Here is a 23386-nt window from a genome sequence, read left to right as displayed (position 1 = left end):
TAACAACATTCGCATTCAAACGAAACTAAACAACCAATCACCGATAAACTATCGGCAATTGGCTGTATAAAGGTGTTTTGATCCCTGTCTCAAAAACGGGGGTCAGTCCCAAACGAGGTGCTTTTTTCTATTCCATGATCTATTTCAACATTTTTTTAGAAAAAGTGATCCAAATCTTCATCCCCCTCGTTCAGTAGATGTCACAACGAAAAGAGAGGAGGCAAAAACATGTTTTCAGATGTTCTCAGCCAGCTATTCGATTCTATTTCTAACATTATTAATACGCTTGGTTAATTTTCAAAACCCGCTGTCCTTAGAAGGTAGCGGGTTTTTTATATAAAAAGCCCGCTTCTAAAGTAGAGCGGGACTTTTATGCATTACATCTTTTCCGGTGCAGATACGCCAATTAGTTTTAATGCGTTGGCTAGCGTAATTTGTGTTGCTTTCATGAGTGATAGACGAGCTGTTGTTTTTGTTTCGTTTTCTACATCAATGACCTTCTCGGCATTGTAGAAGCTGTGAAGGGCTGATGCAAGGTCATAAATATAGTTGGTCACGCGGTGCGGAATGCGCTTTTCAGCTGCTTCTGCTACAACTTCTGGGAAGCTGCCAATGATTTTCAGAAGATCGTATTCTTTTTCCGATTGAATGTGAGAGAAATCTGCTTTCTCAAGGTTTGGCTCGTAGCCTTTTTCTTCACCTTGACGCAGCATGCTGCAAATTCTCGCATGCGCATATTGTGCATAGTATACAGGGTTTTCGTTAGACGTAGAAATCGCTAAGTCTAGGTCAAAGTCCATATGTGTCGCCGCACTTCTCATCGCAAAGAAATAACGAGTGGCATCTAAGCCTACTTCTTCAATCAGATCACGCATCGTCACGGCTTTTCCTGTACGCTTACTCATCTTCATCTTTTCACCGTTTTTGTATAGGTGGACAAGCTGAATGATTTCTACTTCAAGCTTGTCCGCTGGATATCCAAGGGCTTGGATGGCCGCTTTCATTCGAGGGATATAGCCATGATGGTCTGCTCCCCAAATGTTAATGAGCTGATCAAAGCCTCTGTCCAGTTTGTCCTTATGATATGCGATATCTGGAAGCAAGTACGTGAAGCTGCCGTCTTTTTTAATCAGTACACGGTCCTTGTCATCGCCAAAATCAGTTGAACGTAGCCATGTCGCGCCGTCTGCTTCAAAGATATAGCCTTTTTCACGAAGCGTTTCTAGCGCTGGTTCAATTTTGCCGTTTTCATATAAAGATGTTTCAGAATACCATACATCAAATGGGACACGGAAATTCTCAAGGTCTACACGTAATTTTTCTAATTCGTATTTTAATCCGTACTCACGGAAGAACTTCATGCGCTCTTCTTCTGGCTCGTGCACGAAACGGTCACCAAATTCATCAGCAAGCTTTTGACCAATGCCTTTGATGTCTTCTCCTCTGTAGCCGTCCTCCGGCATTTCTTTTTCAAGACCGAGCGCCTCAAAGTAACGTACTTCTACAGATAAAGCGAGGTTATTGATTTGATTCCCTGCATCGTTGATATAGTATTCACGGCTCACGTCGAACCCTGCTTTATCAAGGATGTTGCAAAGAGAATCACCTACAGCTGCTCCGCGGGCATGTCCAAGGTGAAGATCACCTGTTGGGTTTGCTGAAACGAATTCGACTTGTACCTTCTGGCCGCCGCCTGTATTCGTTTCGCCGTATGCCTCTTTTGCCTCAAGGACGGATGGGATGAGCGTTGTTAAATACTGATTGTTCATATAAAAGTTAATGAATCCTGGACCTGCAATATCCAGTTTTTCAATAGACGCTTTCCCTTTGTCAAACGCATTGACAATGTCTTCTGCGATTTGACGAGGTGCTTTTTTCGCAATGCGGGCAAGCTGCATCGCCATGTTGGTGGAGTAATCACCGTGCGTTTTCTCTTTTGGCACTTCCAAAAGGACATCTGGCACCTGGCTTTCATCAGCAAGTCCTGCTTTGACGACTGCCGCAATGATTTCTTCTTTTAACGCATCTTTGACCTGTTCTGCGATATTCATGAACGTAAATCCTCCTTATACGAAATCGATAATGTATGTAAATGCTTTTGATCTTCACCTGTCAGCATATCGTACGTAATGTGCAGTAACCCATTGTCCACATCGAGATCAATGCCGTGTGTGTGAACATCGAGCTGAAGTGTACCGAATGGCATCGTGTAATGTGTGACGGTCGTTTCTCCAATGAGAAAGCGCTGCTTCATTTGAATGGCACCTGATCTCATGACAAAAATTTCTTTTTCACTCATTTTCACAACGGTTTTTACTTGACCCATTTCATGTTCTTCATGGTAAGTGAGATACGTTTTGTCATTCTTCTCTTGATACGTTCCAGTTGTCCGGAATTCGATCGTTTCAGCCGGTTCCGTCTCTGGTTTCATCACTGACTTTACATGAATTGAAATTTGGTTTTGTGTCATTTTGCACTTCCTTTGCTAAGACCCGTTTAACTAAAATAGTATACCATATTCACGATCGCCTATCATACCATCATTTCTCTTCTTCACTAGGATTAAACTTCGTTTTTGATCTTCTAAAATCACTTTAGCAAAAGAGAAAAATGAAATTGACCAATATAACGAGTCCAGCCTTTAATCCCAAGTCTTTTCGATTTATTAAATAAAAAAGAGCTTGTATGCCTGAACTTGCCAAAAATGCCTGAAAAAAATCAAATGGAACGATATGCGCTTGCTTACATACCACCTGCATGAATAACGCAATGCCAGTGAGATAGAAAAAACCTCGATCCTGAAACAGACCAACCATCTCTTCCTTTGCCTCTTTTTTCGAAGCGAAAACTGGCGGCTCAGATGCGAGCTCTCGTTTCAATGTGAAAAAGCCTGCCGCTAACACACATACAGCGAGTAACACCATCAATATAGAAGAAACCATGAGCTGCCTCCTTTATTTTTTTGCCCAATGTAAAAAAAGAGCTTGTCCACATGAGATGACAAGCTCCTCTATTAAAATGTTTATTTCACAAACCCAAGCAGCATTTCGCGTAAAAGCTTGCTCGCTGTATTCGCTGTTTGGTCAGAGTGATCATATACAGGTGCTACCTCGACAAGGTCTGCACCGACTACTTGGACATCAGAGCCTGCAATCGCATGAATGGATGCAAGCAGCTCTTTTGACGTAATGCCGCCAGCATCAACCGTTCCTGTACCAGGTGCATGTGCTGGGTCTAGTACATCAATGTCGATCGTGACATAAACTGGGCGTCCCTTCAGCTTTGGCAATACTTGCTTCAAGGGCTCCAGCACTTCAAATGTAGACATGTGCATGCCCGCTTCTTTTGCCCATTCAAACTCTTCTTTCATCCCAGAACGAATCCCGAAAGAGAACACATTTTCAGGTCCAATGAGTCCTGCTGCTTTACGAATGGGTGTGGAATGAGAGAGCGGCTCTCCCTCATATTCCTCACGAAGATCCGTATGTGCATCCATATGGATGATCGCCAAATCTGGATATTTTTTATGCATTGCACGGAAAACCGGCCAAGACACTAGATGCTCGCCGCCCATTCCTAATGGAAATTTGTCTTTTTCTAAAATGCTGTCGACATACTCTTCAATTAAATCTAAGCTTTTTTGTGCGTTCCCAAAAGGAAGTGGAATGTCACCAGCATCAAAGAATGGTACCTCGTGCAGCTCACGATCTAAATAAGGGCTGTATTCCTCTAAACCAATGGATACTTCACGAATACGGTTCGGACCAAAACGTGAGCCTGGGCGGTAACTGACTGTCCAATCCATCGGCATACCGTATAAAATGACTTTTGCATCTTCCCATGTCGGATGACTTCCAATAAACACTTTTCCTGAATAAGCCTCGTCGAATCTCATGCAAGATTCCTCCTTTTACGCTTCAAAAAATGCGCAAACCATCATTTGCGCATTTCCATTTCGCTTGATTTATTTCATTAAGTCGCTCACAAATTTCGGCAGAACGAATGCCGCTTTGTGCAATTCTTTTGTGTAATATTTTGTTTCAATATCAAAGAAGCGGCTGTCTTCTACAGCAAGTGGATCATATTTTTTAGAACCGATTGTAAACGTCCAAAGACCGCTTGGATACGTTGGGATATTCGCTGTGTAAAGCTTTGTGATCGGGAAAATTTCCTTTACATCACGCTGTACATTTGTAATCAACTCTGGTGTGAACCAAGGGTTGTCCGTTTGTGCAACGAAAATACCGTCTTCTTTGAGTGCTTTTGAAATTCCTGCGTAAAATCCTTTAGAGAACAGGTTCACAGCTGGCCCAACTGGCTCAGTCGAGTCCACCATGATGACATCATATTCGTTGTCAGCTTCGGCAATGTGCATAAAGCCGTCTCCCACTTTGACATCCACACGAGGATCGTCTAGTTTCCCAGCAATGGAAGGAAGGAATTTCTTCGAGTATTCGATCACCTTGCCGTCAATATCAACAAGCGTAGCCTTTTTCACACTTGGGTGTTTGAGGATTTCACGAATCACACCGCCGTCTCCTCCGCCTACGACAAGAACATTTTCCGGGTTTGGATGAGTGAAAAGAGGAACATGTGCCACCATTTCGTGGTATACAAACTCATCTTTCTCAGATGTCATCACCATGCCGTCTAAAAACAGCATATTGCCAAACTCTTCTGTTTCCACCATTTCTAAATGCTGAAAGTCTGTTTGTTCTGTGTGAAGGGTTTTCTTCACCTTTAATGTAATGCCAAAATTCTTCGTTTGCTTCTCTGTATACCAAAGTTCGCTCATTGTCCATCTTCCTCTCATCCAATAATAAACAAACATCTATTGTTAGCGCCTTTTATCGGCTATGACTATATCGATTGTCCAAGAAAAAAGTATAGTGGATTCATATCAAATTGTAAAGAACCGCATACGATATCTTCACTTTTAAGGCACACTCATGCAATCACTTGTTTAAAACGGTTTTCTTTGTTCCATACTGATAAAAAACCGTCAAAATGGGGGCTTTGCATGGACACAATCATGAGTAATAAAAAAATCCGCATGACCGTGAAAACGATTCGAGCCTGCTTTTTTATTGGCTTGCTCGCCTTTCTATTTGCAGGCACTGTCTTTTTGACGATTCTTTTACTTGCAAAGTGGCAAGGTGCCCCTTCTGTTCAAGTTCCCCAATCCACGACCATTTATGCAGCAGATGGCTCAAAACTTGGAGAATCCAGCTTTGGAGAAAAGAGATATTGGGTCCCATTAAAGGACATGTCCCCTCATATCAGGCAGGCAGTTGTAGCTGTTGAGGATAAAACCTTTTATGAGCATCATGGCTTTGATGTAAAACGGATGGCGGGTGCTGCGGTAGCCGATATTCGTGCAATGGCAAAGGTGCAAGGTGCCAGCACGATCACTCAGCAATATGCACGAAATCTCTATTTAGATCATGATAAAACTTGGAAGCGGAAGTGGAATGAAGCCTATTACACGATCCGCTTAGAGCAAAACTATACAAAAGATGAGATTTTAGAAGGATACTTGAACACCATTTATTATGGTCACGGAGCGTACGGTGTGGAAGCGGCGTCCCGCCTTTATTTCGGGAAAAAGGCGAAGGACTTGACCCTGTCCGAATCTGCCCTGCTTGCTGGTATCCCAAAGGGGCCTTCCCTCTATTCTCCTTATGTGAATGAGGAGAAAGCTGAGGCAAGAAAAGCCATGATTCTAAGTCAGATGCAAGAGGAAGGCATGATTTCAAAAAAAGCAGCGGCTGATGCCACAAAAGAAAAGCTGTCCTATCGTCCGCTCAAGCAGAAGCAGCTGCAAGCAAAGCAAGCCCCGTATTTTTATGATGATGTGATTCGAGAACTGAAACAAACCTTAGGCTTAACAGAGGAACAAATTGAAACCTACGGACTGCATATACAAACAACCTTACATCCAGAGTTACAAAAAATCGCAGAAAAGACGCTGAAAAAAACGATGAATGCCGGCTCAGACATCCAAATAGGCTTTACCGCCATCCATCCCCAAACAGGGCATGTGCTTGCTCTAATCGGGGGAAGGGATTATGAGAAAAGCCCATTCAATCGGGTAACACAAGCCAAAAGACAGCCCGGTTCAACAATGAAACCCCTTCTCTATTACATTGCCTTGCAAAATGGTTTTACACCAGCAACTGTCATGCGCAGTGAGGAAACGGTTTTTGAGCTGGATGATCAAGGGAGCGGTGCCGCTTATTCACCAAGTAACTATCACGGCTATTACGCCAATGACGGAATTACGATGCTCCAAGCCCTGGCACTGTCTGATAATATTTATGCAGTCAAAACCCATCTGTTTTTAGGCATGGAGCAGCTTGTACGTGCAGGTAAAACATTTGGTATCAACGAGAAACTAGATCAAGTGCCCTCACTTGCCCTAGGCACGTCTCCTGTCAAACCAATTGAAATGACCAACGCTTACGCCATGCTTGTCAATGGCGGCAAACGTGTCAAGCCAACCTTTATTACGAAAGTAACAGACGCAAAAGGCAACGTGCTCTTTGAGGAAAAACAAAAACGAGAGCAAGCCCTAGATGAAAAAGCAGCATTTGTTACCACCGACATGATGTCAGGGATGTTCAATGATCAACTAAATGGATATACAAGTGTCACTGGACGTACCATGATGAAGGACCTCACACGAACATACGGCGGAAAATCGGGGACGACAGGAGCAGACAGCTGGATGATCGGCTTCTCACCCCAGCTCGTCACAGGTGTGTGGACCGGCTATGATAAAGGACGCACCATTGACTCGGTTGAAGAAACCGCCTATGCGAAAAAAATATGGGCCTCCTTTATGGAATCAGCCCTCACGCAGCAGCCAGCCTCCTCCTTCAAGCCGCCAAACGGCGTAAAAGGCGTGTATATCAATCCAAAAACCGGCGACCTTGCTGGTCCAGGATGTGAATCAAAGGTATTCACCTATTTTATAGAAGGAACTGAGCCGACAGGAGTCTGCTATGGTGCTGAGGACAAAGCCTCTGAGCAAGACCCAGTTCAGGATCAAAAGCCAAAGAAATGGTGGGAAAAGTGGCTGAAACGATAAAGAAATCAAAAAAGACATGAAAAACCCCGAGATACACATCTCGGGATTCTCCATGTCCTAGCTTTAACACCAGTTTACTCAAAAAACGGCTGGAATTGGTGGCCCTCAGCCATTCTTCACAAAAAATTCACAATTACTCAGGGACAGCCAAGCCTTCTTTTAATTCATCTGTGGATGCTTCCCATAATGCTTCATTATGACTCTTCAAAAAATCAGCAAGCACCTTTTTCGATACATCATCCATATGATTGACGACGATTTGGCGTTTCATGGATTTATCCATTAAATTCACATGCTCTGGAAGTGACTTATATCCGCGGCGAATCGAACGGTCGACGGTCATTTCACAGGCCGTCACCCCCGCATAATAAGGTCCATCTTCTCTGCGGTCAATGGTCACCCATACGAGCCAATACGGCTTTCCGTTTGGTACCTCTTCTTTTGTTTTCAAAAATTTAATCCCTTTTTCTACTGCACTTCTTGCATGCATGGCACCAATATCAATGATAGCTTCCTTTTCCTCTACATCAATGATGACTGGCGAGATATTATCAAGACTGAGGGCGCCTGCCCCAAAACCTCCATGACCGTCAGTTGCATCTGTTTTTTTAATGATATTAAAACCAATCGGTTTCTTCTTTTTACCTTCCATTTGTTAGACCTCCTAAAGCAACGGTTTCAAAATTAAATTAAACCAGTAAATAATTTGATCTCTCATACTGATCAACGGACCAAAAACAAACTGACCTAGCGGCGTAATGACCAATATGAGGAAAATGATAATCCCATATTGCTCAAATTGCGTCATCTTCGCGCGGATACCAGGACTGACAACGTCCTCAATAATGCGATACCCGTCTAGAGGCGGGATCGGCAACAAGTTAAATAGGAACAAAATGACGTTCAAGTTAATAAAAATCTTGAAGAAATAATCGACCCCCGGCTCAAAGCGCATGATCCACTCTCCACCGAATTTCTGAAGAAGCACATACACAAAAAAGCCCAAAAACGCTAAGATCAAGTTGCTTAAAGGACCAGCGATGGAGACACAAATCCCTGCTAAGCGCGGGTTCTTAAAATGGTAACGGTTCACCGGTACAGGTCTCGCCCAGCCAAACCCAGCCACAAAGATCAAGATCGTCCCGAATATATCCAGATGCTTTAGTGGATTTAACGTCAGCCTTCCTTGATTTTTAGCTGTCGGGTCTCCAAAACGATACGCAACATATGCATGCGCCAGCTCATGCATCGTGAATGCAACGACAAGCGTAATCGCGACATATGGAATAAGTTCTAATGGATAAACAAGAAATTGGTCCAAAGGCATGAATCCCTCTTTCTTTCTATACAATGATTTACTTCATTCAGTATACTATAAGAAGTCCCTTAAACTAAAGGGAAGCGTAGCACTAAAGGAAAAAGGAGGTTTTTGTATTGCCGATTGTCACTGTTCAAATGCTTGAAGGAAGAACAGACGAGCAGAAAAGAGCTCTTGTGGAGAAAGTCACTGATGCCGTTGTCGAAACAACAGGCGCAGGTGCAGAAAAAGTCTCTGTCATTATTGAAGAAATGAAAAAAGAACACTATGCCGTAGCAGGGAAGCGAATGAGCGACCTGTAAGCATATAAAAAGGACGAACACCTCTGTGTTTGTCCTTTTGTCTCTTATCTTATCTGTACCACGCTTTGTTACGGTTCACTTGACTTTTATGAGCCGCATCGAAGTAATCGACTGTATAGGAATAATCATAATTCATTAAGCAGACAATTCCACTGCCTTGAGGGTCATGCGGCAAGCCAAAGTTATGGCCGTATTCATGCGTAGCGGCTTTTGCTGTATTCGCTGTTCCTTGGTCAAGGTTGACAGCGAATGCACTTCCGCTCGGTGCACGATTGTAAACATAAGCAATTCCGCCAGCATCAAAGTTTGGATTTGCTGTAAATCCTGTGACAAAGTCGTACCCTCTGCCATCAAAGCTGCGCTGAAGGTTTGATAGAATTTGCTCTGCATTTGATCCAGAAGACGTCCAAGATCCTACTGCTTGCACCACAAAGTCCACATCATGGTCGCGGTTAAATGTGACGTCCGCTTGCTCGATGATGCTGACAATCCGCGTCTGCCAATCACTATATTTCGCGCGATACTGCGCATCAGCAACTGCATAGACTGTCACTTTCTGACTGCCTGTACTTGCTTTTGTTGAAATAGAATCTCCTGTATTGGCCTTAAAGGTTCTGGAGCCTACCTGCTTACCGGACTCATCTAACACCTTTGTTGTGACATCTTGTTCAATTGGAGGTGCTGTCATCAAATCTTTAAAATCATTTGCCTTTGGCAACCCCTCACTAACATGTGTTTCGAACGGCGCATGACCATGATCATGCCCATGACCTGCACTCGCTACTGGCGCTGAAGCTGAACTTACCCCCGGTAACAAACTACCTACCAATAAAAATGACAAAAAGACTGAACGCTTTTTCATTCCTATCCCTCCTTTGTTTTTCACAAGGTTATATATTCACTGAAAATTCACTATTTTCCTTCTATTCAGTCAAAAACAGGGAATTGGATGCACAGGAAGAAATCGAATCACGTCATTTTCACTAATTTTTCGGATATTTCGGCACACATTTCATCGAAAAATAGCACTTTGGTCTGGGTCTTCCAAAACAAAAAAAGCCCAAAAAGTCGGGCTCTTGTCAAATTAGTTCAGTTCGTTCAACTGATCGATATAAGCTAGGGCAGCCTCAAATTCTTCGTCCGTATAGCGCTGCTTGCTTTTAATGGTGAAGACCTTTTCCTTCACCTCATCTTGAGGCAGGTCATCAAAGTATAAAATCGTTGAGACGAGCTCAAGGAAACGAGACGATTGCTCGTTCATCTGCTGCGTCAGCACTTTGAGGTCAGGCATGTCCACTTCACACTGATCGAGAAACTCTTTCCCATTGTCCGTCAGCGAATAGCGATATTGATAGTATCCGCCCTTTTTTTCCTTCATTTCGTCCAAGAATCCAAGGTTGCACAGCTCTTCAATTCTGAGCGTCAACTCCTCTGAATAGGGGCCATAAAAATGAAAATCGTATTTCTCGTAAAAAGGCAAATCTAGCTTTTTTGCTATGTAAATCATTTTTTGCAGCTTTTTCCGTCCAACGATTTCCCCTGATTCAGAGAACACCTTCATCAACTTTGCATGCTCTTTCAACAAATTCCCGACATCTCCTTTTTCAGTACTTCCTTATCCCAATCCAAGCAACTTCATGATCGCCTTCTTTTCTTCAGCTTTTTCCGACATATCTACAATTAAGTCCATCGGGAAATAAAGTTTATGATCGGTTCTTCGTTTACCGGAAATGGCGTCAACAATATCTGACTGTCTCGACAGTTCTTTAATATGATCACTTTGCGTTAAGAGGTGAATAGGCAGCCTCTCTTCTTCCTCCCCCGGTCTGTAGAAGTCATAAGGCAAGTCAGAGGAAGAGTCGACCACTAAATAATAGTCAGGATCAATGCCTGCCTCCTTGAACAAGGCGGTCAGCTTGAAATATTTCGTCATTTCTTCATTTGGATTAAACTCTGTATATTGGAACAATCGGCGGTTCATAAAACGGCGGCACAAATCAGCCAGCACATGATCTTCTTCGTCTTCCCACGCCTGAAAATAAAATAAGACAATGGATTCATCCAGCTTAATATAATCCTCTGTGGTGACATTCCCTTCAAAAATCGAATAAAAATGAACAGGGGCATGTGTAAACATATAGCCGGTTTCATGCAGCTCTTTTGCTCGATGGAGGATTTTCGTTAAAATGACTTCCGCACTGCGTGTCACTGGGTGGAAATAAACTTGCCAGTACATTTGATAGCGGCTCATAATATAATCCTCTACGGCATGCATCCCGCTCTGCTTCATCACAATCTGATCTTCTCTCGGACGCATCACTCGCAAAATACGCTCCATATCAAAGTGGCCATAGCTGACGCCTGTATAGTAGGCATCACGCTGCAAGTAGTCCATTCGGTCGGCATCAATTTGACTTGAGATCAAACTGACAACCTGTTTGTTTTGATAGGTTTTGGCAATGACTTCCGCCACATGCTTCGGAAAATCCTCACTAACCCGGCGAAGCACTTCATTTACTTCCGTTTTCCCTAAAATAATATCTCTTGTAAACAATTCATGATCTAAGTGGAAGACCTTTTCAAAGGAATGAGAAAATGGACCATGACCGAGGTCATGAAGCAGGGCGGCACTGAGTACAAGCTCACGCTCCCCTTCATCCCATTCAGGCCGTCCTTTAAACACATCATCGACAATTCGTCTCACAATCTCGTATACACCGAGTGAATGATTGAATCGGCTGTGTTCTGCACCATGAAACGTCAAGTAAGTGGTTCCTAGCTGTTTAATTCGTCGCAGGCGCTGAAATTCTCTAGTTCCTATTAAATCCCATATTAATGCGTCCCGTACGTGAATATACCGGTGCACAGGATCTTTAAATACCTTTTCTTCAGATAATTTCCCTTTTGGATACGCCATCGTTTCGTCCCTCTTTTTTAAGACGTGTTTCTATTATATCGGGTAACTTTTCCCGAAAACATCCTTGAATTTGCTGGTGAATGTGTTCTCAAAGATTGCACGGACGTAAAAAGCCCGACCTGACAGGGACGGACCTCTTTTTAGGTCGACTGAACACATTCAGTGACATTTATTTGACTTTTTTTTGAACCTTTTCGATTAACTCATCTTCTGTTGGTGCGGATAATGGGCGATTGTTCACAAACGCAAAAGCCTTTTTTCGTCCTGGACCACAATATGATTGACAGCCAATCTCAATTTTTGCATCAGGGTCAACCGATTTGAGTCGAGGCAATAACGTCTTCAGGTTCGTCGCATCACAATCGTCACATACGCGAAACTCATTAGCCATGGTCTTACGCTTCCTTTCAATGATGAAACTTCATTCTATATGAAACAGTTGGACAACCAAGAGTGAATAATATACCACCCAACATTGTACATCGAAGCGGCTGGACTTGCAAGATGCATTGTAACCGCCGATACGTGTTCATATAAAAGCTAGTATTTTCCACTATCCTTTTAGCAAACTTGTATAAACCTTCTTCAACTTGGCTAATCTAATACCATCAAATCATATGGGGGTTTAAACACATGTCAAAACAAAGACAAGATGCTTGGTCAGAGGAAGATGATCTCCTTCTGGCAGAAACCGTCTTACGCCATGTCAGAGAGGGCAGCACACAGCTGAACGCGTTTGAAGAAGTAGGAGACAAACTGAACCGCACCTCAGCGGCATGCGGTTTTAGATGGAATGCTGTCGTGAGGCATCAATATGAAAAAGCCTTGGCACTTGCCAAAAAACAGCGAAAGCAACGAATGCGTGCACTCGGCAATGGCCAGCCTGCGAAAAAACGATTACTCTATCAGCCGCAAGTAGAAGAAACGATTACACATGAGGAATTTTCTGAGGAGCTGGAACCAGCGCAAGAAGAAACGTTTGCACCAGCAGCTGAAACAGCAGAACAGCTCCAGTTTGTCGATAAAAGCTACAATGAAGAGTTAGCTAGTTTATCACATTTATTGTCACAGGCTTCCCACGTCGCAGAGAAAAAGCCAGAAGCCAATCCATTTGGGCAGCGTCAGGAATTAACCATCGAAGATATCATTGATTTCTTACGCCGCTATGAAGGTGATGGACAGCAATCGTCTGCCTTACGTATGGAAAACAGCCGGTTAAAACGAGAAAACAACGAACTTTCACATAAAGTCTCGCAGCTAGAGGCTGAAGTGAAAAAGCTTGAAAAGGATCAGCTCACGATTCAAGAAGATTATGAAACACTCGTCAAAATCATGAACCGTGCAAGAAAACTAGTTTTGTTTGAAGATGACGACAATGCCGCACCAACCTTTAAAATGGACCGTAACGGCAACCTTGAAAAAATGGCAGAATAACAAAAAGTGCTCCCCACCTTGGGGAAGCACTTTTTTATATATCCAAAAATAGCATCACACTAAAAAGGACATTGATCAAAAACACGAACATAAAGATATACCTGACCTGTCTCACCTGAAAATCACCAAAAATAAAAATATAAAGCCCTGCGATGCCAAGCGTCAGTACAGGCTGAAGAAACGGCACTAAAAGCGAAATGCCGTAGCCGGCTCCTATGATGACAGGAAGCCAAAGTAAATAGAGGTAACTGCCGTTTTTGGATTTCAAGATACCGCTCCCTCTCTTTCTTCTAATTGCTTCGGTTCAGACTGAACAAACTTGAATCCTGCTATTGTACGACCACGTTTATATGATGTCCAAACGGCAATCGCTGGCTGATCAGTTAGCGATTCTGTGTCGATTGTGATCATCACTTTTTCATTTAATTCGATTGAAGCAGCTGTCTCCAATCTGCACCCAGACAAACTGATATCATGTATGATAATCGGCACCTTCTCATCCAATCGTTCCTCGTAGGTCATCACGCCTGTAACATCTTGTAAAGATCTTCTCATCCATTTGCGTCGTATAGCCTTTGGTATTTTCTCCGTTTCTCTTAAGAAACGGAACAACGTCCGAACAGCAAATGATTTTTCCTCACGATCTGTCATCGCCACATGTTCTCGTGTGAATAAGAAACGGATAAGTGATAGATACCCTGATTTGTGTGTGTCAGTAAAGGAAACACCGATCAGAAGCTGGTCTCCCTCCGGATAACTCCAGACTAAGTCACACACAATACCTTCACCCTCTGAAAAGAACAATTGAGTTTGCCCTTGATAGAGAGAAGGGGCCTGATCCAATGGAATGGATAGCCGCGCACCTGAATCACTCATATCTAATAGAAAACAAGGGATATCATGATCTTGTTGATCGGACCGAAGATGCCCCTCTTTTTCAATGATAAACCTTTCTGATTTTCGATAACGCGGACGATCAAATGCAACAATCAGTGCCATGAATAGACCTGCACCGTTATAAAGCACCCAAAAGAGATTGATCAACGTAAGATCCGCATTCATCGTCCCCTTTATCTTCACATCATACCCTGTTTTCACAAGGACAAGCAATGAGAGTAGCAAGAAGATCAAATGTGGAATCATCGTTTTTAAATGAAAATGCCTTTTATCCGTTTGAATTCCCTTCGGTGTCACAAGAAATTCAATTCGCTTCTTGAAAAGCAGCTCACTTAGGGCCGCACCAGCCAAGTGAAATGCCATAGAGGTTTCATAAATATGACTCCAGAACATACTTCTTTTTTGATTCGACACAAGTTTAAACGCTAGATATGAACTAAAGAATGCCGGCAGCCAAAACATGAAAATGGACTGAAAATCCGCCCAAAAACTTTGGATGCCAAACAGTAAAAACAAGATCGGTGTTAGGATGTAAATCATTTTAAACAAACCGTTAAACCAATAGATAATGCCATCTATATAAAGGACTCTTTGCATAACCGTTAAGCCATGAACCTTCAAAGGGTTGAATTTACGGGCACACTGAATATTCCCTCTAGACCACCGATCTCGCTGTCTCAACAAATCAATCCAGCTTTCAGGGGCCAATCCGACAGCTAATACTTCTCCAATAGACACGGATTTGAACTTCCCTTGGAGGAGCATTCCAGTCGCCATGTCTTCTGTAATCACACCTGTAGCAAATCCACCGATTTCATCTAGGGCGGCTCTTCTAAATACAGTATTACTCCCTACATACATGACGGCATTAAACCGATCCTTGCCGGATTGCAGTGTTTGCATAAAGAAATCCTGTTCATTTGGAATACGATCCTTAGAGAACATATTGTATTGAAAGGGATCTTCATTATAAAACGCCTGTGGAACCTGAACAAACGCAGTCGCTCCATCTTGAAAATAAGGAACCGTCTTTTCTAAAAATGAAGGAAGGGGCACCATATCTGCATCAAGTGTGAGAATAAGCTCCCCATCCGTTTGAGACATTGCATGATTTAAATTACCCGCCTTAGCAAATCTGTTATCTGACCTTGTCAGATAATGAACACCAAACTCATGAGCGAGCTGTTCCACAGCCTGTCGACTCCCATCATCACATAAATAAATGTGGATGCACTCTTTTGGGTAGGAGAGATTCACACAACCTGCAACAGTCCGTTTTAGCACCTCAATTGGCTCATTATATGTAGCTATGAAAATATCAATTATAGGCACCCTATCAAGATCACTCATTTTGACTGGCTTTCGCTTTGAAGGCTTCCAAACAAGTGTATAAAAAACCAGTAGCTGTAAAAATCCAATGCATTCACAGGCAACGAGCAAGATACCCATAACGATATTAAATGTACCTTCATGTGGCAGTGTAAAGAACAGACGCCAACCAATATAGGCCACATTTGTTGACACACAAAGGATAATGATGATTTTTTTAACAGTAGTGGCTACTGGTTGAATACGATACATCCCATACAGCACACATAAAAAACAAAGCATGAACAGCGGGTAATACATAGTGAATAACGACAACTATTTTCCCCTTCTTTCTCTCTAACGCTAGAATCACATCACTTATATGATTTTATATCAATTGCCCATGTTAGATGAAAAACATCTAACATCAATTCACCATATCATTTCCACAATGTATCTAACTGATTTGAATAAAAATCAATGGCCTTTCGATAACTTAAGATATCAGGATCTTTTGTCGTTTCAGTTAAACAGTTCAGTAATATCTCCATTGCTTTGCTATGTTCATTCAAATTATACAAAGTCATGGCATAAAACGTTTGAATGGCTCTGTTATTTGGATAAACTTCCATCCCGTTTAGAAATATCTGTTTTGACTTTTCATATTCTCCTAAAGTTCTGTATGTACTTCCTAACCCTAGTAAAGCGTCTTCTAGTTCTTCTGAAGACAATCCTAACTCGATTGCCTTTTCATAAAAAAAGACTGCTTGCCTTTCCTCTCCTAGCAAGTCATAACTCCAGGCACATTGATAGTGAATGGAGGCATGGTATGGATACTCCTCCACAAGATAAGTGAGCATTTCATTTGATTCTTGAAGGTGTCCACTTTCTCGAAGTTCAATGGCTTTCACAAGCTTTGTATCCATTACTTCACCTCTATGTCTTTTCAAGATTGCAGTACCTATGTGTTTTACGAAAACACCTTTTCATTCCGCTCAATCATCCGCGTCATGTTTTTCTCAAATTCAAGCTGTTCTTCTTCGTTCAGCCCTGATGCCGTCAGTTGGTCACTTAGCTTTTGAAGCTCTTCTAATAAAAGACGCATCAGAAGCATACAATCGATTGGTTCACCAATTAACTCTGACAAAGATGCCATCGTATCAGGCTGTATATCAGGAAATACCGCCTTCACCTCTTGTCGTTTATCCTTTAAGGCCGCATCATAAAAACGGCGAATCAAATCGGCACGTTCCCGTCCGCTTCCATCTGCACACAAATAGATTTGCACAGCGACCCCTCCGCGTAACCTGCGCTGAGAAATGCCTGCAAATTTCTTTCCATTGATGCTTAAATCATAGCTGCCCGGACAGTAAGAGCCGACAATTTCATAGGCTTCAATCTCCACCTCATACATTGCCAGCATCCGGCGGATCAACGCCACCATTGCATCATATCCGCGGTCAATATCAATGCCCTTCTTTTGTTCCGCAAAGATTAAAGACACATTCAGTACACCTTCATCCAGCACCACAGCAAGACCGCCTGAATTGCGCACAATCACACGATACCCCTCTTCCTCAAGCAGCTTCACGCCATCTTGAAGAAATGGAAGTCTTGTATCCTGAATACCAAGAACAATCGTATTGTGATGCACCCAAGAACGGGCAGTCGCTGGTGAGAGCCCCTTCCCCACCGACGCACAAAGCGTATCATCCATAGCGAAGGATTGCTTCGGGTCTACATAAAGCCCCAGGCTGGACTGATCTATGATTCGCCATTTCGGCTGTGTCAGTAACTCAATAGGTTCAATAGGTTCATTTTTCATCTCCTGCATATCCTCTCGTTCATAAACTGTGTTTATTATAACATGGAAGGAACATGGGATGAATGGAGGGAGAAATGGAAAACAACGAGCTTTCTCATAAAGTCTCGCATCTAGAAGCTGAAGTGAAAAAGCTTCAGCTCGCGATTCAAGAAGATTATAAAGCACTCGTCAAAATCATGAATCGTGCAAGAAAACTAGATTGAAGAGGATGATAATGCCGCATCAACCTTTAAAATGGACCGGAACGGCAATCTTGAAAAAATGGAAGAATAACAAAAAGTGCTCCCCACCTGCGGGAAGCACTTTTTTAAATGCCCAAAAATAGCATCACACTAAAAAGAACATTGATCAAAAACACGAACATAAAAATATAAAGACCGGCGATGCCAAGTGTCAGTACAGGCTAAAGGAATGGCACTAAAAGCGAAATGCCATAGCAGGCTCCTATGATAGAAGCCATAACAAATAGAATTAACCACCGTTTTTGGATTTCATATGTTCCTTTAGAACACTAGGCTTCTTTTCTGAAATAATCCTCATTTCTCCAGGTACAAACCAATACTTGCCAGGAGATTTAAAATAAAAATAAATAAAAAGAAATATTTAATCCACCTATTTCTAATAGGTGTAAATATAAATAAATATAAACCTACTGCTCCAAAAGTAAGCACGGGAAATAAAAAATCATTAGACATAGATAAGATAATGCCGAATCCCATTAAAATGGGAAGCCCAAAAAGGTAATACTTTGACTTCAAGACAAATCCTCCTTTATAGAGTTAACAAGGGTGATATATAAGACTCAATAAATGCTGCAATCACGATAAGTACAATAATTAAAATAAAATTAATAATAATTTTTCGCAAATTATTCGTAAAAATATTTTTTTTGTCACTAAAACATAATTCAAAGATGATTTTCAGACCCATAAACCCAATTGAGCCACTTATAAGAAGAGCTGGGATTTCAAAAATTCCATGCGGAAGGATATATAAAGAAATTTGAATAGGGGACAAACCATTGTTTACACTTTCTAAAATCGAAACACTTATAATGTAACCATTAGAAAATAGATAAAACAGAGTAATCAATCCACATGAGAAAAAACCCGAGATTAGTAATAAACAAACAAATAAATTATTTTTTATTAATTCTAACATATTGGATGAAGTCTCGATAGGGGTGACAGATTTATAAGTTGTGGGTGTTGTAAAAAGACCTAGAGTAATTCCTATTAAAAATACGATAAGAGAAATTATAATACTAAAATTATTTAAATGTAAGCTCCTCAGTATTTTCATTTGGAGTATATCTCTTCAACTAAGATTTCTAATTCTCTTAAAGAGTAATCCTTAACTATAATTTCTCGAGCAAACTCTCCATTATGGATAATACCTATTGTATCGCATAAACTATGTGCTAATTCTAGTAAATGAGTTGAAAGAAGAACAGTATTTCCCTTTTTAACATATTCTTTGAGCAAGTCACGTATCGTCTTCCCACTCATTAAATCTATCCCTGTTAGTGGCTCATCAAGTATTAATATACTAGGTTGATGTATAAGTGCAGCAGCAATTGATATTTTTTGTTTCATACCATGGGAATATGTTTTAATTAAAAAATCTCCTTCACTTGACAAATTCAAAACTGTGAGAATCTCTTTAATAAAATGGTCTATGTCTTTGGAAGGGACTTTAAACATCTCACCTACGAAACGCAAATATTCTATTCCAGTTAAATATTCATATAAAACTGCATGGTCAGGTACAAAACCTATTTTTAATGTACTTGGCTTTAAAATATCTAGTTTGCGATTGTCAATTGTAACAAAACCACTTGTAGGCTTAAGTAGACCGGCAATTATTTTTAAAGTTGTTGTCTTACCAACTCCATTTGTACCTAATAAAGCATATATAGAGCCTCTGTTGATTTGAAACGATATATTTTTAAGAACTATTTTATCATCATATATTTTTTTAATCTCATCTAATTTAATCATTGCTTGCAAACCTTTCTGAAAGTTTTATCTTTGATAAGAACAACAACATTAATATATAATTTAATAAGGTTAATATAAAAAATATGAGAGAGGAAACATTTAAAATGACTGTCTCCATTTTCGGATTATTATATAATAAGTAAGTTGAAAACCCAGTTATTTGAAGTGAAAAAATAAAGAAAAAGGCACTATACACGTTACTATAAGTCTTAGCCTTACCAGACTCTCCAATCTCATAAACATGTTCCCAATTAAATTTAGGATACAATGCAGTACTTGAAATTTGAATAAGTCCATATAAAAAACCAGATGTTGTAAATACTATAAATATATAAATTATTAAATAAATAGAGTGGCCTATAAACAAAGAAAAAACTAAAGTAAGTAATACAGATAGTATAAGAACACCAAGATTGTATAAACATAATTTAGGTAAAATTATTTGTTTTAAAGATTTGACATTAGTTTGAAACAAATGTTGATTTTTTAATTCTCCATCTACAGATAGAACCATTTTTAAAGCATCCCCTACTAATTGATAAACAAAATTTGCAACAATTACTGATGAAGCCATAACTGCTACTACTGGGTACGCACTAAAAAAATTTTTTATAGAAGGAATACCAAACCCTAAAATCAACATAAGTAAATATAGCATACTACCAAAATTTCTTATGAAGAACCCATTCATCCTCTGGATAAATAACTTGTCCTTTTGAAAAACTGCATGAAAGACACGCATACTATCTGCAGTTTTAAATTTCGATTTGTATTTATTACTATATAAGTCTGAATATGGAATTAAATCTAATTTTCTCAATACAAAAACCCATACACAAATCATAAAAATTGTAAGTACCATACATATTATAAGTACACTAATAAGTATAAACCAATGATATTTATATTGAGCCATCCAAATATAAGGAGTATATTTCAATAAAGTTGAAAATGTTTCGGAAGTAATAAAGAACTTTATTTGTTCAATTAGACTTTCTTCACTAGTTAAATAAAATACTAGATAGCCTAATGCTAGCGGTAACAATAAAGAAATAGAAAAGAAAATTGCTTTAACAAGTCTTAATTGCACACCTTTACTCCATATAACAGTAATAAAATAAATAAAAAACGATGTGAGCATAGATAAGAGCAACCCTAGTAAAAGATGTATCCCACCCATACAAAAAATATATACGGGATGAATATCAGTTTGTTTAAAAATATATAACAAACAAGAAATAGGAACCACAAAAATAAACCATATAAATATAGTTTTAAAGATTGCTTTTTGAAAAAAAACTGAAAGGACTTGTGTTATTCGAACATGTTTTAGTTGATGAATATGTTTACGGAGATCTAATAAAAAGTGTAAGTAGTTTTCTTTAAAATAGTTTATAGCCCATATGATCTGATCTAAAAAAATTGCTATTAGAACAATTTGAATCCAAGTGTTTAATGGCATCTTCAAAGCTTTTGTCCCGAAAAATACAGCTAAACTAAGTAGAGTTAAATAAATTGCTATAAGCCCTACAAAGAAAAATATCCAATTCTTTTTACTAATTTTTTGTAAATTCCAATCAAAAATTCTTTTTCTAATTAATGACACTGTATTATACTTTATTAAAGAGAGAATTTGAATTAGTACACTAGGCATTTTAAATCAATCCTTTATGTAATGGGAGAGACTCTCTCTTTAGTAGAATAAAGAGAGAGAACCATTTAAATTACCAGAATGCTGCGTATTTCTTCCCGTATTTCTTACTCATAGCTTTTGCTGCAACAATAATTCCATATCCAATTGCACCTGCTCCAGTAACAACACCCAAAAGTGAAATAATAGACAGCACTGTAGAGGCTGAATCAATTATATCAATTGCCTTTTTAGCTGCAACAGTTGATATTCCCAAAGTAGATGTTAACTCAGCCGTCCCACTAACTCCTTGAGCAGCAGTAATCTGAATAGGTGTTTCAGCTAAAAATAATACGTAAATTAAGCTCGCTCCTAATAAACCTACTCCTATAGACAATAAAGATCTTTTTCTAAAAATAGATTGATTCATTTTTTGTTCCTCTTTCCTAATTATTTTATATAAAATTTACGCCTTTTTCTCTCCCATAAGCGTTAAATTTTATTAATTCAAATAATAGTTAATTAATAAGACACTTAATTTCATCACGGTAAATATAGATAAGAAAATTAAACGCTTTATATTATCTAAATCAGTTAATCTTCTAATTAAACTATATAAAAATATAATAGATATAACTAAAAATGGATCAAGAATGTGTAATAACAATCCGTATCTATCCAATGTGTAAGCATTTAATTTTTCGTCAGATAGGAAGTTAAAAATGGATAGAATAATAAGTTTGAAAGTGAATAATGCTGTTGTTAATGCGTAAATTAACATATAGGTTTTTTTAGGTTTTTTAGATCCAAGTAAAAATGCTACAAAGAAAAGTATTAGCCCCCCTATTAAAACCTCTATTATATTAGTAAAAACGGAAAACATTTGAAGTGAAATGACAATCCATCGGAGAATATCTTTATCTATTGTAGGAACATCTCCTTCAATAGATAAAAACATTTGAATAATTTTTTCATACGTACTAAACTGAAAAATGATATTAAATATTAAGATGAACATTAATGAGTACCAAAACCATCTTTTGTTATTTTCGATCACGTTTATATTTTACTCCCTTAAATAACAGTTTATATCCAAATTTTACATTATTTTTCCCTTTTTCAACCTTTATTTCCAAAAATTTTTCTGTTTAATTTTTGGAATATATATAAAGGCATAACTCTACAGGAAAATAGAATTATGCCTACACACATATTTAAATGCACTTATAGTTATTCCTTCATCTTTCAGTATGATAGGCTTCGAAAACCTTTTCATTCCAGTCAATGATCCTCGTCATGTTTTTCTCAAACTCCAGCTGTTCCTCGGTGGTGAATCCTGAAGCTATTAATTGTTCTTTCAGCATTTGAAGTTCTTCCAGTAATAGACGCCATGAAAAGCGCACAATCAATTAATTGGTTCTCTAGTCAATTCTGATAGGGATCCATCGCATCATACCCACGGTCAATATAATGCCCTTCTTTTGTTCTAATTAAAGACACATTCAGTACACCTTCATCCGCACCACAGCAAGACCACCAGTGAATCATGGATTTCAAGCAATGCGATCAATTACGCTTCTATGATACAGCCCTCACTCACCCATTTCAGAAAGTTTTCGGTCATCAACTCTGCATGCTGAGGGTCCATCACACCAGCATCGACGATCCATACTGTTTTCTCTTCTTCAGCTAGCCGCATGAGAAATACTTGCCCGCCGCCATCGTCGCCAATGGCCACATAGCCGCTTGCATAATGATGGGCCTCCCACGTTTCATTGCGTTCCACAATGTCCTCAGTACCGTATAGCAGCAGCTCACCACCAATGGATAACCCATTTGTCTGTTTCAGTAAGGCTTTATAGGCATGAGGCAAAACCAGGTTCAGTTGGGATTCTGCCTCTTTGATGTGTATGTCACTTGCTGGCTGGTGAATGAGCAGGTTTGGGATTTGAGGTAAATTGATCATTTTTGAGAGCCTCCTAAAGGGTCGAGATATATTTTAAGCAGCTGATTTTTTCATGACCCTTTTATATATCCGAAGGAGCACCTTTAAAATGAAATAGAAAATGATGACATCGAGTATAAAACCGAACAATAGAAATTCAAAACCATGATGTGAATGCAGGACTAACCAATCAATAGGGAAACCCCGATAATCAGCCGGCATCGGGTAGATAAACCCCTCTCATAAAAGCTTTCCCAACGACAAGAAGAATACTGATACTTAATAGCCAATCGGATGTTTTTTTGTTTTTGTGTTGTTTATGTTCCATATGCATTCCTTTCTATCTGGTTTGTATCGCTTTCTTATAAAAGGACTTGATATATTCAATGATTGCTCTAAATACCGCTTACTATTTTCTAGAACAATAGACAGCAATCCTATCCATTACAGCAATTCTTTTAGTAAACTCTCCGCTCTATGTAATTCGTTTAGAAAGGGATTTAGATAGTCATTGTCACTATCCAAATAAGCTCTTACATCACCAATGATATAGATCTTTTGGAGATCTTCATTGTTTTGAATAATCCTTCGAGCATCCTTATATCTTTTATATATTAATTGGAGAACACCTTGATTTATCTCATGAGAATATTCTTTTTCTAGAATGTTTATTACCGTTTGAACTTGTTTAGTCAACTCTTCTTTTTTGTCCATATAATT

27 protein-coding genes and 1 pseudogene are annotated in these 23386 nt (G+C 39.6%); 4 read left to right on the top strand and 24 right to left on the bottom strand.

Annotated elements, in window-relative coordinates:
- Positions 1–377: 377 nt before the first annotated feature.
- The 5 genes from argS to speE form a co-directional block, all read right to left on the bottom strand.
- Entirely contained in the window at positions 378–2051 is a 1674-nt protein-coding gene (gene argS / locus ACSLGF_RS06945) for an arginine--tRNA ligase (RefSeq protein WP_456003753.1), read from the bottom strand.
- Positions 2048–2470: a DUF1934 domain-containing protein gene (locus ACSLGF_RS06940; protein ID WP_456003750.1), complete on the bottom strand. Its 423-nt coding sequence runs from the start codon at positions 2468–2470 to the stop codon at positions 2048–2050. Before ACSLGF_RS06940 ends, argS begins: the two co-directional genes overlap by 4 nt.
- Before the next feature lie 124 nt (positions 2471–2594).
- Complete coding sequence (locus tag ACSLGF_RS06935) at positions 2595–2942, bottom strand: hypothetical protein (RefSeq protein ID WP_456003747.1); 348 nt, start codon at positions 2940–2942, stop codon at positions 2595–2597.
- Positions 2943–3022: 80 nt separating this feature from the next.
- Positions 3023–3895: an agmatinase gene (speB, locus tag ACSLGF_RS06930; RefSeq protein WP_456003744.1), complete on the bottom strand. Its 873-nt coding sequence runs from the start codon at positions 3893–3895 to the stop codon at positions 3023–3025.
- Positions 3896–3964: 69 nt separating this feature from the next.
- Entirely contained in the window at positions 3965–4795 is an 831-nt protein-coding gene (speE, locus tag ACSLGF_RS06925) for a spermidine synthase (protein ID WP_099726539.1), read from the bottom strand.
- Between the two features lie 225 nt (positions 4796–5020).
- On the opposite strand from speE, the gene ACSLGF_RS06920 reads away from it, so the two are divergent.
- A complete protein-coding gene (locus tag ACSLGF_RS06920; protein ID WP_456003740.1) occupies positions 5021–7090 on the top strand; it encodes a transglycosylase domain-containing protein in 2070 nt (689 codons plus the stop codon).
- 133 nt (positions 7091–7223) lie between these two features.
- Here the strand turns inward: ACSLGF_RS06920 and ACSLGF_RS06915 are convergent, their stop codons facing one another.
- Together ACSLGF_RS06915 and ACSLGF_RS06910 are read right to left on the bottom strand one after the other, a co-directional pair.
- Positions 7224–7742, bottom strand: coding sequence for a YwhD family protein (locus ACSLGF_RS06915; protein WP_456003737.1), 519 nt, complete (start codon positions 7740–7742; stop codon positions 7224–7226).
- 12 nt (positions 7743–7754) lie between these two features.
- Positions 7755–8411 carry a site-2 protease family protein gene (locus tag ACSLGF_RS06910; protein ID WP_456003773.1) on the bottom strand — a complete coding sequence of 219 codons (657 nt, stop codon included), beginning with the start codon at positions 8409–8411 and terminating at the stop codon, positions 7755–7757.
- 113 nt (positions 8412–8524) lie between these two features.
- Here ACSLGF_RS06910 and ACSLGF_RS06905 point away from each other — a divergent pair, with 113 nt between their 5' ends.
- Positions 8525–8710, top strand: a complete 186-nt coding sequence (locus tag ACSLGF_RS06905; RefSeq protein WP_003214939.1) for a 2-hydroxymuconate tautomerase — start codon at positions 8525–8527, stop codon at positions 8708–8710.
- A gap of 49 nt (positions 8711–8759) precedes the next feature.
- Here the strand turns inward: ACSLGF_RS06905 and ACSLGF_RS06900 are convergent, their stop codons facing one another.
- The 4 genes from ACSLGF_RS06900 to ACSLGF_RS06885 form a co-directional block, all read right to left on the bottom strand.
- The gene (locus ACSLGF_RS06900; RefSeq protein ID WP_456003734.1) at positions 8760–9572 is read right to left on the bottom strand and encodes a zinc-dependent metalloprotease; all 813 of its coding nucleotides are present in this window, start codon (positions 9570–9572) and stop codon (positions 8760–8762) included.
- Positions 9573–9794: 222 nt separating this feature from the next.
- A complete protein-coding gene (locus ACSLGF_RS06895) occupies positions 9795–10295 on the bottom strand; it encodes a YwgA family protein (protein WP_456003731.1) in 501 nt (166 codons plus the stop codon).
- A 30-nt stretch (positions 10296–10325) separates the two neighbouring features.
- On the bottom strand, positions 10326–11627 hold the full coding sequence (locus tag ACSLGF_RS06890; protein WP_456003728.1) for an HD domain-containing protein: 1302 nt from the start codon (positions 11625–11627) through the stop codon (positions 10326–10328).
- Between the two features lie 169 nt (positions 11628–11796).
- Complete coding sequence (locus tag ACSLGF_RS06885; RefSeq protein ID WP_230030598.1) at positions 11797–12018, bottom strand: DUF1450 domain-containing protein; 222 nt, start codon at positions 12016–12018, stop codon at positions 11797–11799.
- Between the two features lie 242 nt (positions 12019–12260).
- Between ACSLGF_RS06885 and ACSLGF_RS06880 the strand changes: the two genes are divergently transcribed.
- The gene (locus ACSLGF_RS06880; RefSeq protein WP_456003726.1) at positions 12261–13061 is read left to right on the top strand and encodes an RsfA family transcriptional regulator; all 801 of its coding nucleotides are present in this window, start codon (positions 12261–12263) and stop codon (positions 13059–13061) included.
- Positions 13062–13095: 34 nt separating this feature from the next.
- Here ACSLGF_RS06880 and ACSLGF_RS06875 read toward each other — a convergent pair whose 3' ends face one another.
- The 4 genes from ACSLGF_RS06875 to ACSLGF_RS06860 all read right to left on the bottom strand — a co-directional run bounded on the left by ACSLGF_RS06875 (position 13096) and on the right by ACSLGF_RS06860 (position 17091).
- Positions 13096–13329 (bottom strand): DUF5970 family protein, encoded by a 234-nt coding sequence (locus tag ACSLGF_RS06875; protein WP_456003723.1) that lies wholly within the window; start codon positions 13327–13329, stop codon positions 13096–13098.
- Positions 13326–15602, bottom strand: coding sequence for a glycosyltransferase (locus ACSLGF_RS06870; protein ID WP_456003720.1), 2277 nt, complete (start codon positions 15600–15602; stop codon positions 13326–13328). The genes ACSLGF_RS06875 and ACSLGF_RS06870 overlap by 4 nt, the downstream gene beginning before the upstream one ends.
- Before the next feature lie 104 nt (positions 15603–15706).
- Positions 15707–16192 carry a tetratricopeptide repeat protein gene (locus ACSLGF_RS06865; protein WP_456003717.1) on the bottom strand — a complete coding sequence of 162 codons (486 nt, stop codon included), beginning with the start codon at positions 16190–16192 and terminating at the stop codon, positions 15707–15709.
- Positions 16193–16236: 44 nt separating this feature from the next.
- Complete coding sequence (locus ACSLGF_RS06860; protein WP_456003714.1) at positions 16237–17091, bottom strand: lipoate--protein ligase family protein; 855 nt, start codon at positions 17089–17091, stop codon at positions 16237–16239.
- A 77-nt stretch (positions 17092–17168) separates the two neighbouring features.
- Between ACSLGF_RS06860 and ACSLGF_RS06855 the strand changes: the two are divergent.
- Positions 17169–17364, top strand: a pseudogene (locus ACSLGF_RS06855) (Prespore-specific transcriptional regulator RsfA); the annotation flags it as partial.
- 263 nt (positions 17365–17627) lie between these two features.
- On the opposite strand, the gene ACSLGF_RS06850 reads toward ACSLGF_RS06855, so the two are convergent.
- The 9 genes from ACSLGF_RS06850 to ACSLGF_RS06810 form a co-directional block, all read right to left on the bottom strand.
- On the bottom strand, positions 17628–17849 hold the full coding sequence (locus ACSLGF_RS06850) for a DUF5970 family protein (protein ID WP_456003711.1): 222 nt from the start codon (positions 17847–17849) through the stop codon (positions 17628–17630).
- Between the two features lie 13 nt (positions 17850–17862).
- On the bottom strand, positions 17863–18393 hold the full coding sequence (locus ACSLGF_RS06845; protein ID WP_456003708.1) for a stage II sporulation protein M: 531 nt from the start codon (positions 18391–18393) through the stop codon (positions 17863–17865).
- A complete protein-coding gene (locus ACSLGF_RS06840; RefSeq protein ID WP_456003705.1) occupies positions 18390–19091 on the bottom strand; it encodes an ABC transporter ATP-binding protein in 702 nt (233 codons plus the stop codon). Before ACSLGF_RS06840 ends, ACSLGF_RS06845 begins: the two co-directional genes overlap by 4 nt.
- Positions 19084–20745 carry a hypothetical protein gene (locus tag ACSLGF_RS06835; protein ID WP_456003702.1) on the bottom strand — a complete coding sequence of 554 codons (1662 nt, stop codon included), beginning with the start codon at positions 20743–20745 and terminating at the stop codon, positions 19084–19086. Before ACSLGF_RS06835 ends, ACSLGF_RS06840 begins: the two co-directional genes overlap by 8 nt.
- A 70-nt stretch (positions 20746–20815) precedes the next feature.
- Positions 20816–21151: an uberolysin/carnocyclin family circular bacteriocin gene (locus ACSLGF_RS06830; protein WP_456003699.1), complete on the bottom strand. Its 336-nt coding sequence runs from the start codon at positions 21149–21151 to the stop codon at positions 20816–20818.
- Positions 21152–21223: 72 nt separating this feature from the next.
- Positions 21224–21778 carry a hypothetical protein gene (locus tag ACSLGF_RS06825; protein WP_456003696.1) on the bottom strand — a complete coding sequence of 185 codons (555 nt, stop codon included), beginning with the start codon at positions 21776–21778 and terminating at the stop codon, positions 21224–21226.
- Between the two features lie 181 nt (positions 21779–21959).
- Positions 21960–22085 carry a hypothetical protein gene (locus ACSLGF_RS06820; RefSeq protein WP_456003694.1) on the bottom strand — a complete coding sequence of 42 codons (126 nt, stop codon included), beginning with the start codon at positions 22083–22085 and terminating at the stop codon, positions 21960–21962.
- A 206-nt stretch (positions 22086–22291) separates the two neighbouring features.
- Positions 22292–22687, bottom strand: a complete 396-nt coding sequence (locus ACSLGF_RS06815) for an SMI1/KNR4 family protein (RefSeq protein ID WP_456003692.1) — start codon at positions 22685–22687, stop codon at positions 22292–22294.
- A gap of 423 nt (positions 22688–23110) precedes the next feature.
- Positions 23111–23380 (bottom strand): hypothetical protein, encoded by a 270-nt coding sequence (locus ACSLGF_RS06810; RefSeq protein WP_456003689.1) that lies wholly within the window; start codon positions 23378–23380, stop codon positions 23111–23113.
- Positions 23381–23386 lie beyond the last annotated feature (6 nt).

The organism is Bacillus sp. A015, from assembly GCF_053851875.1.
This window is presented reverse-complemented; position numbering and strand designations above follow the sequence as displayed.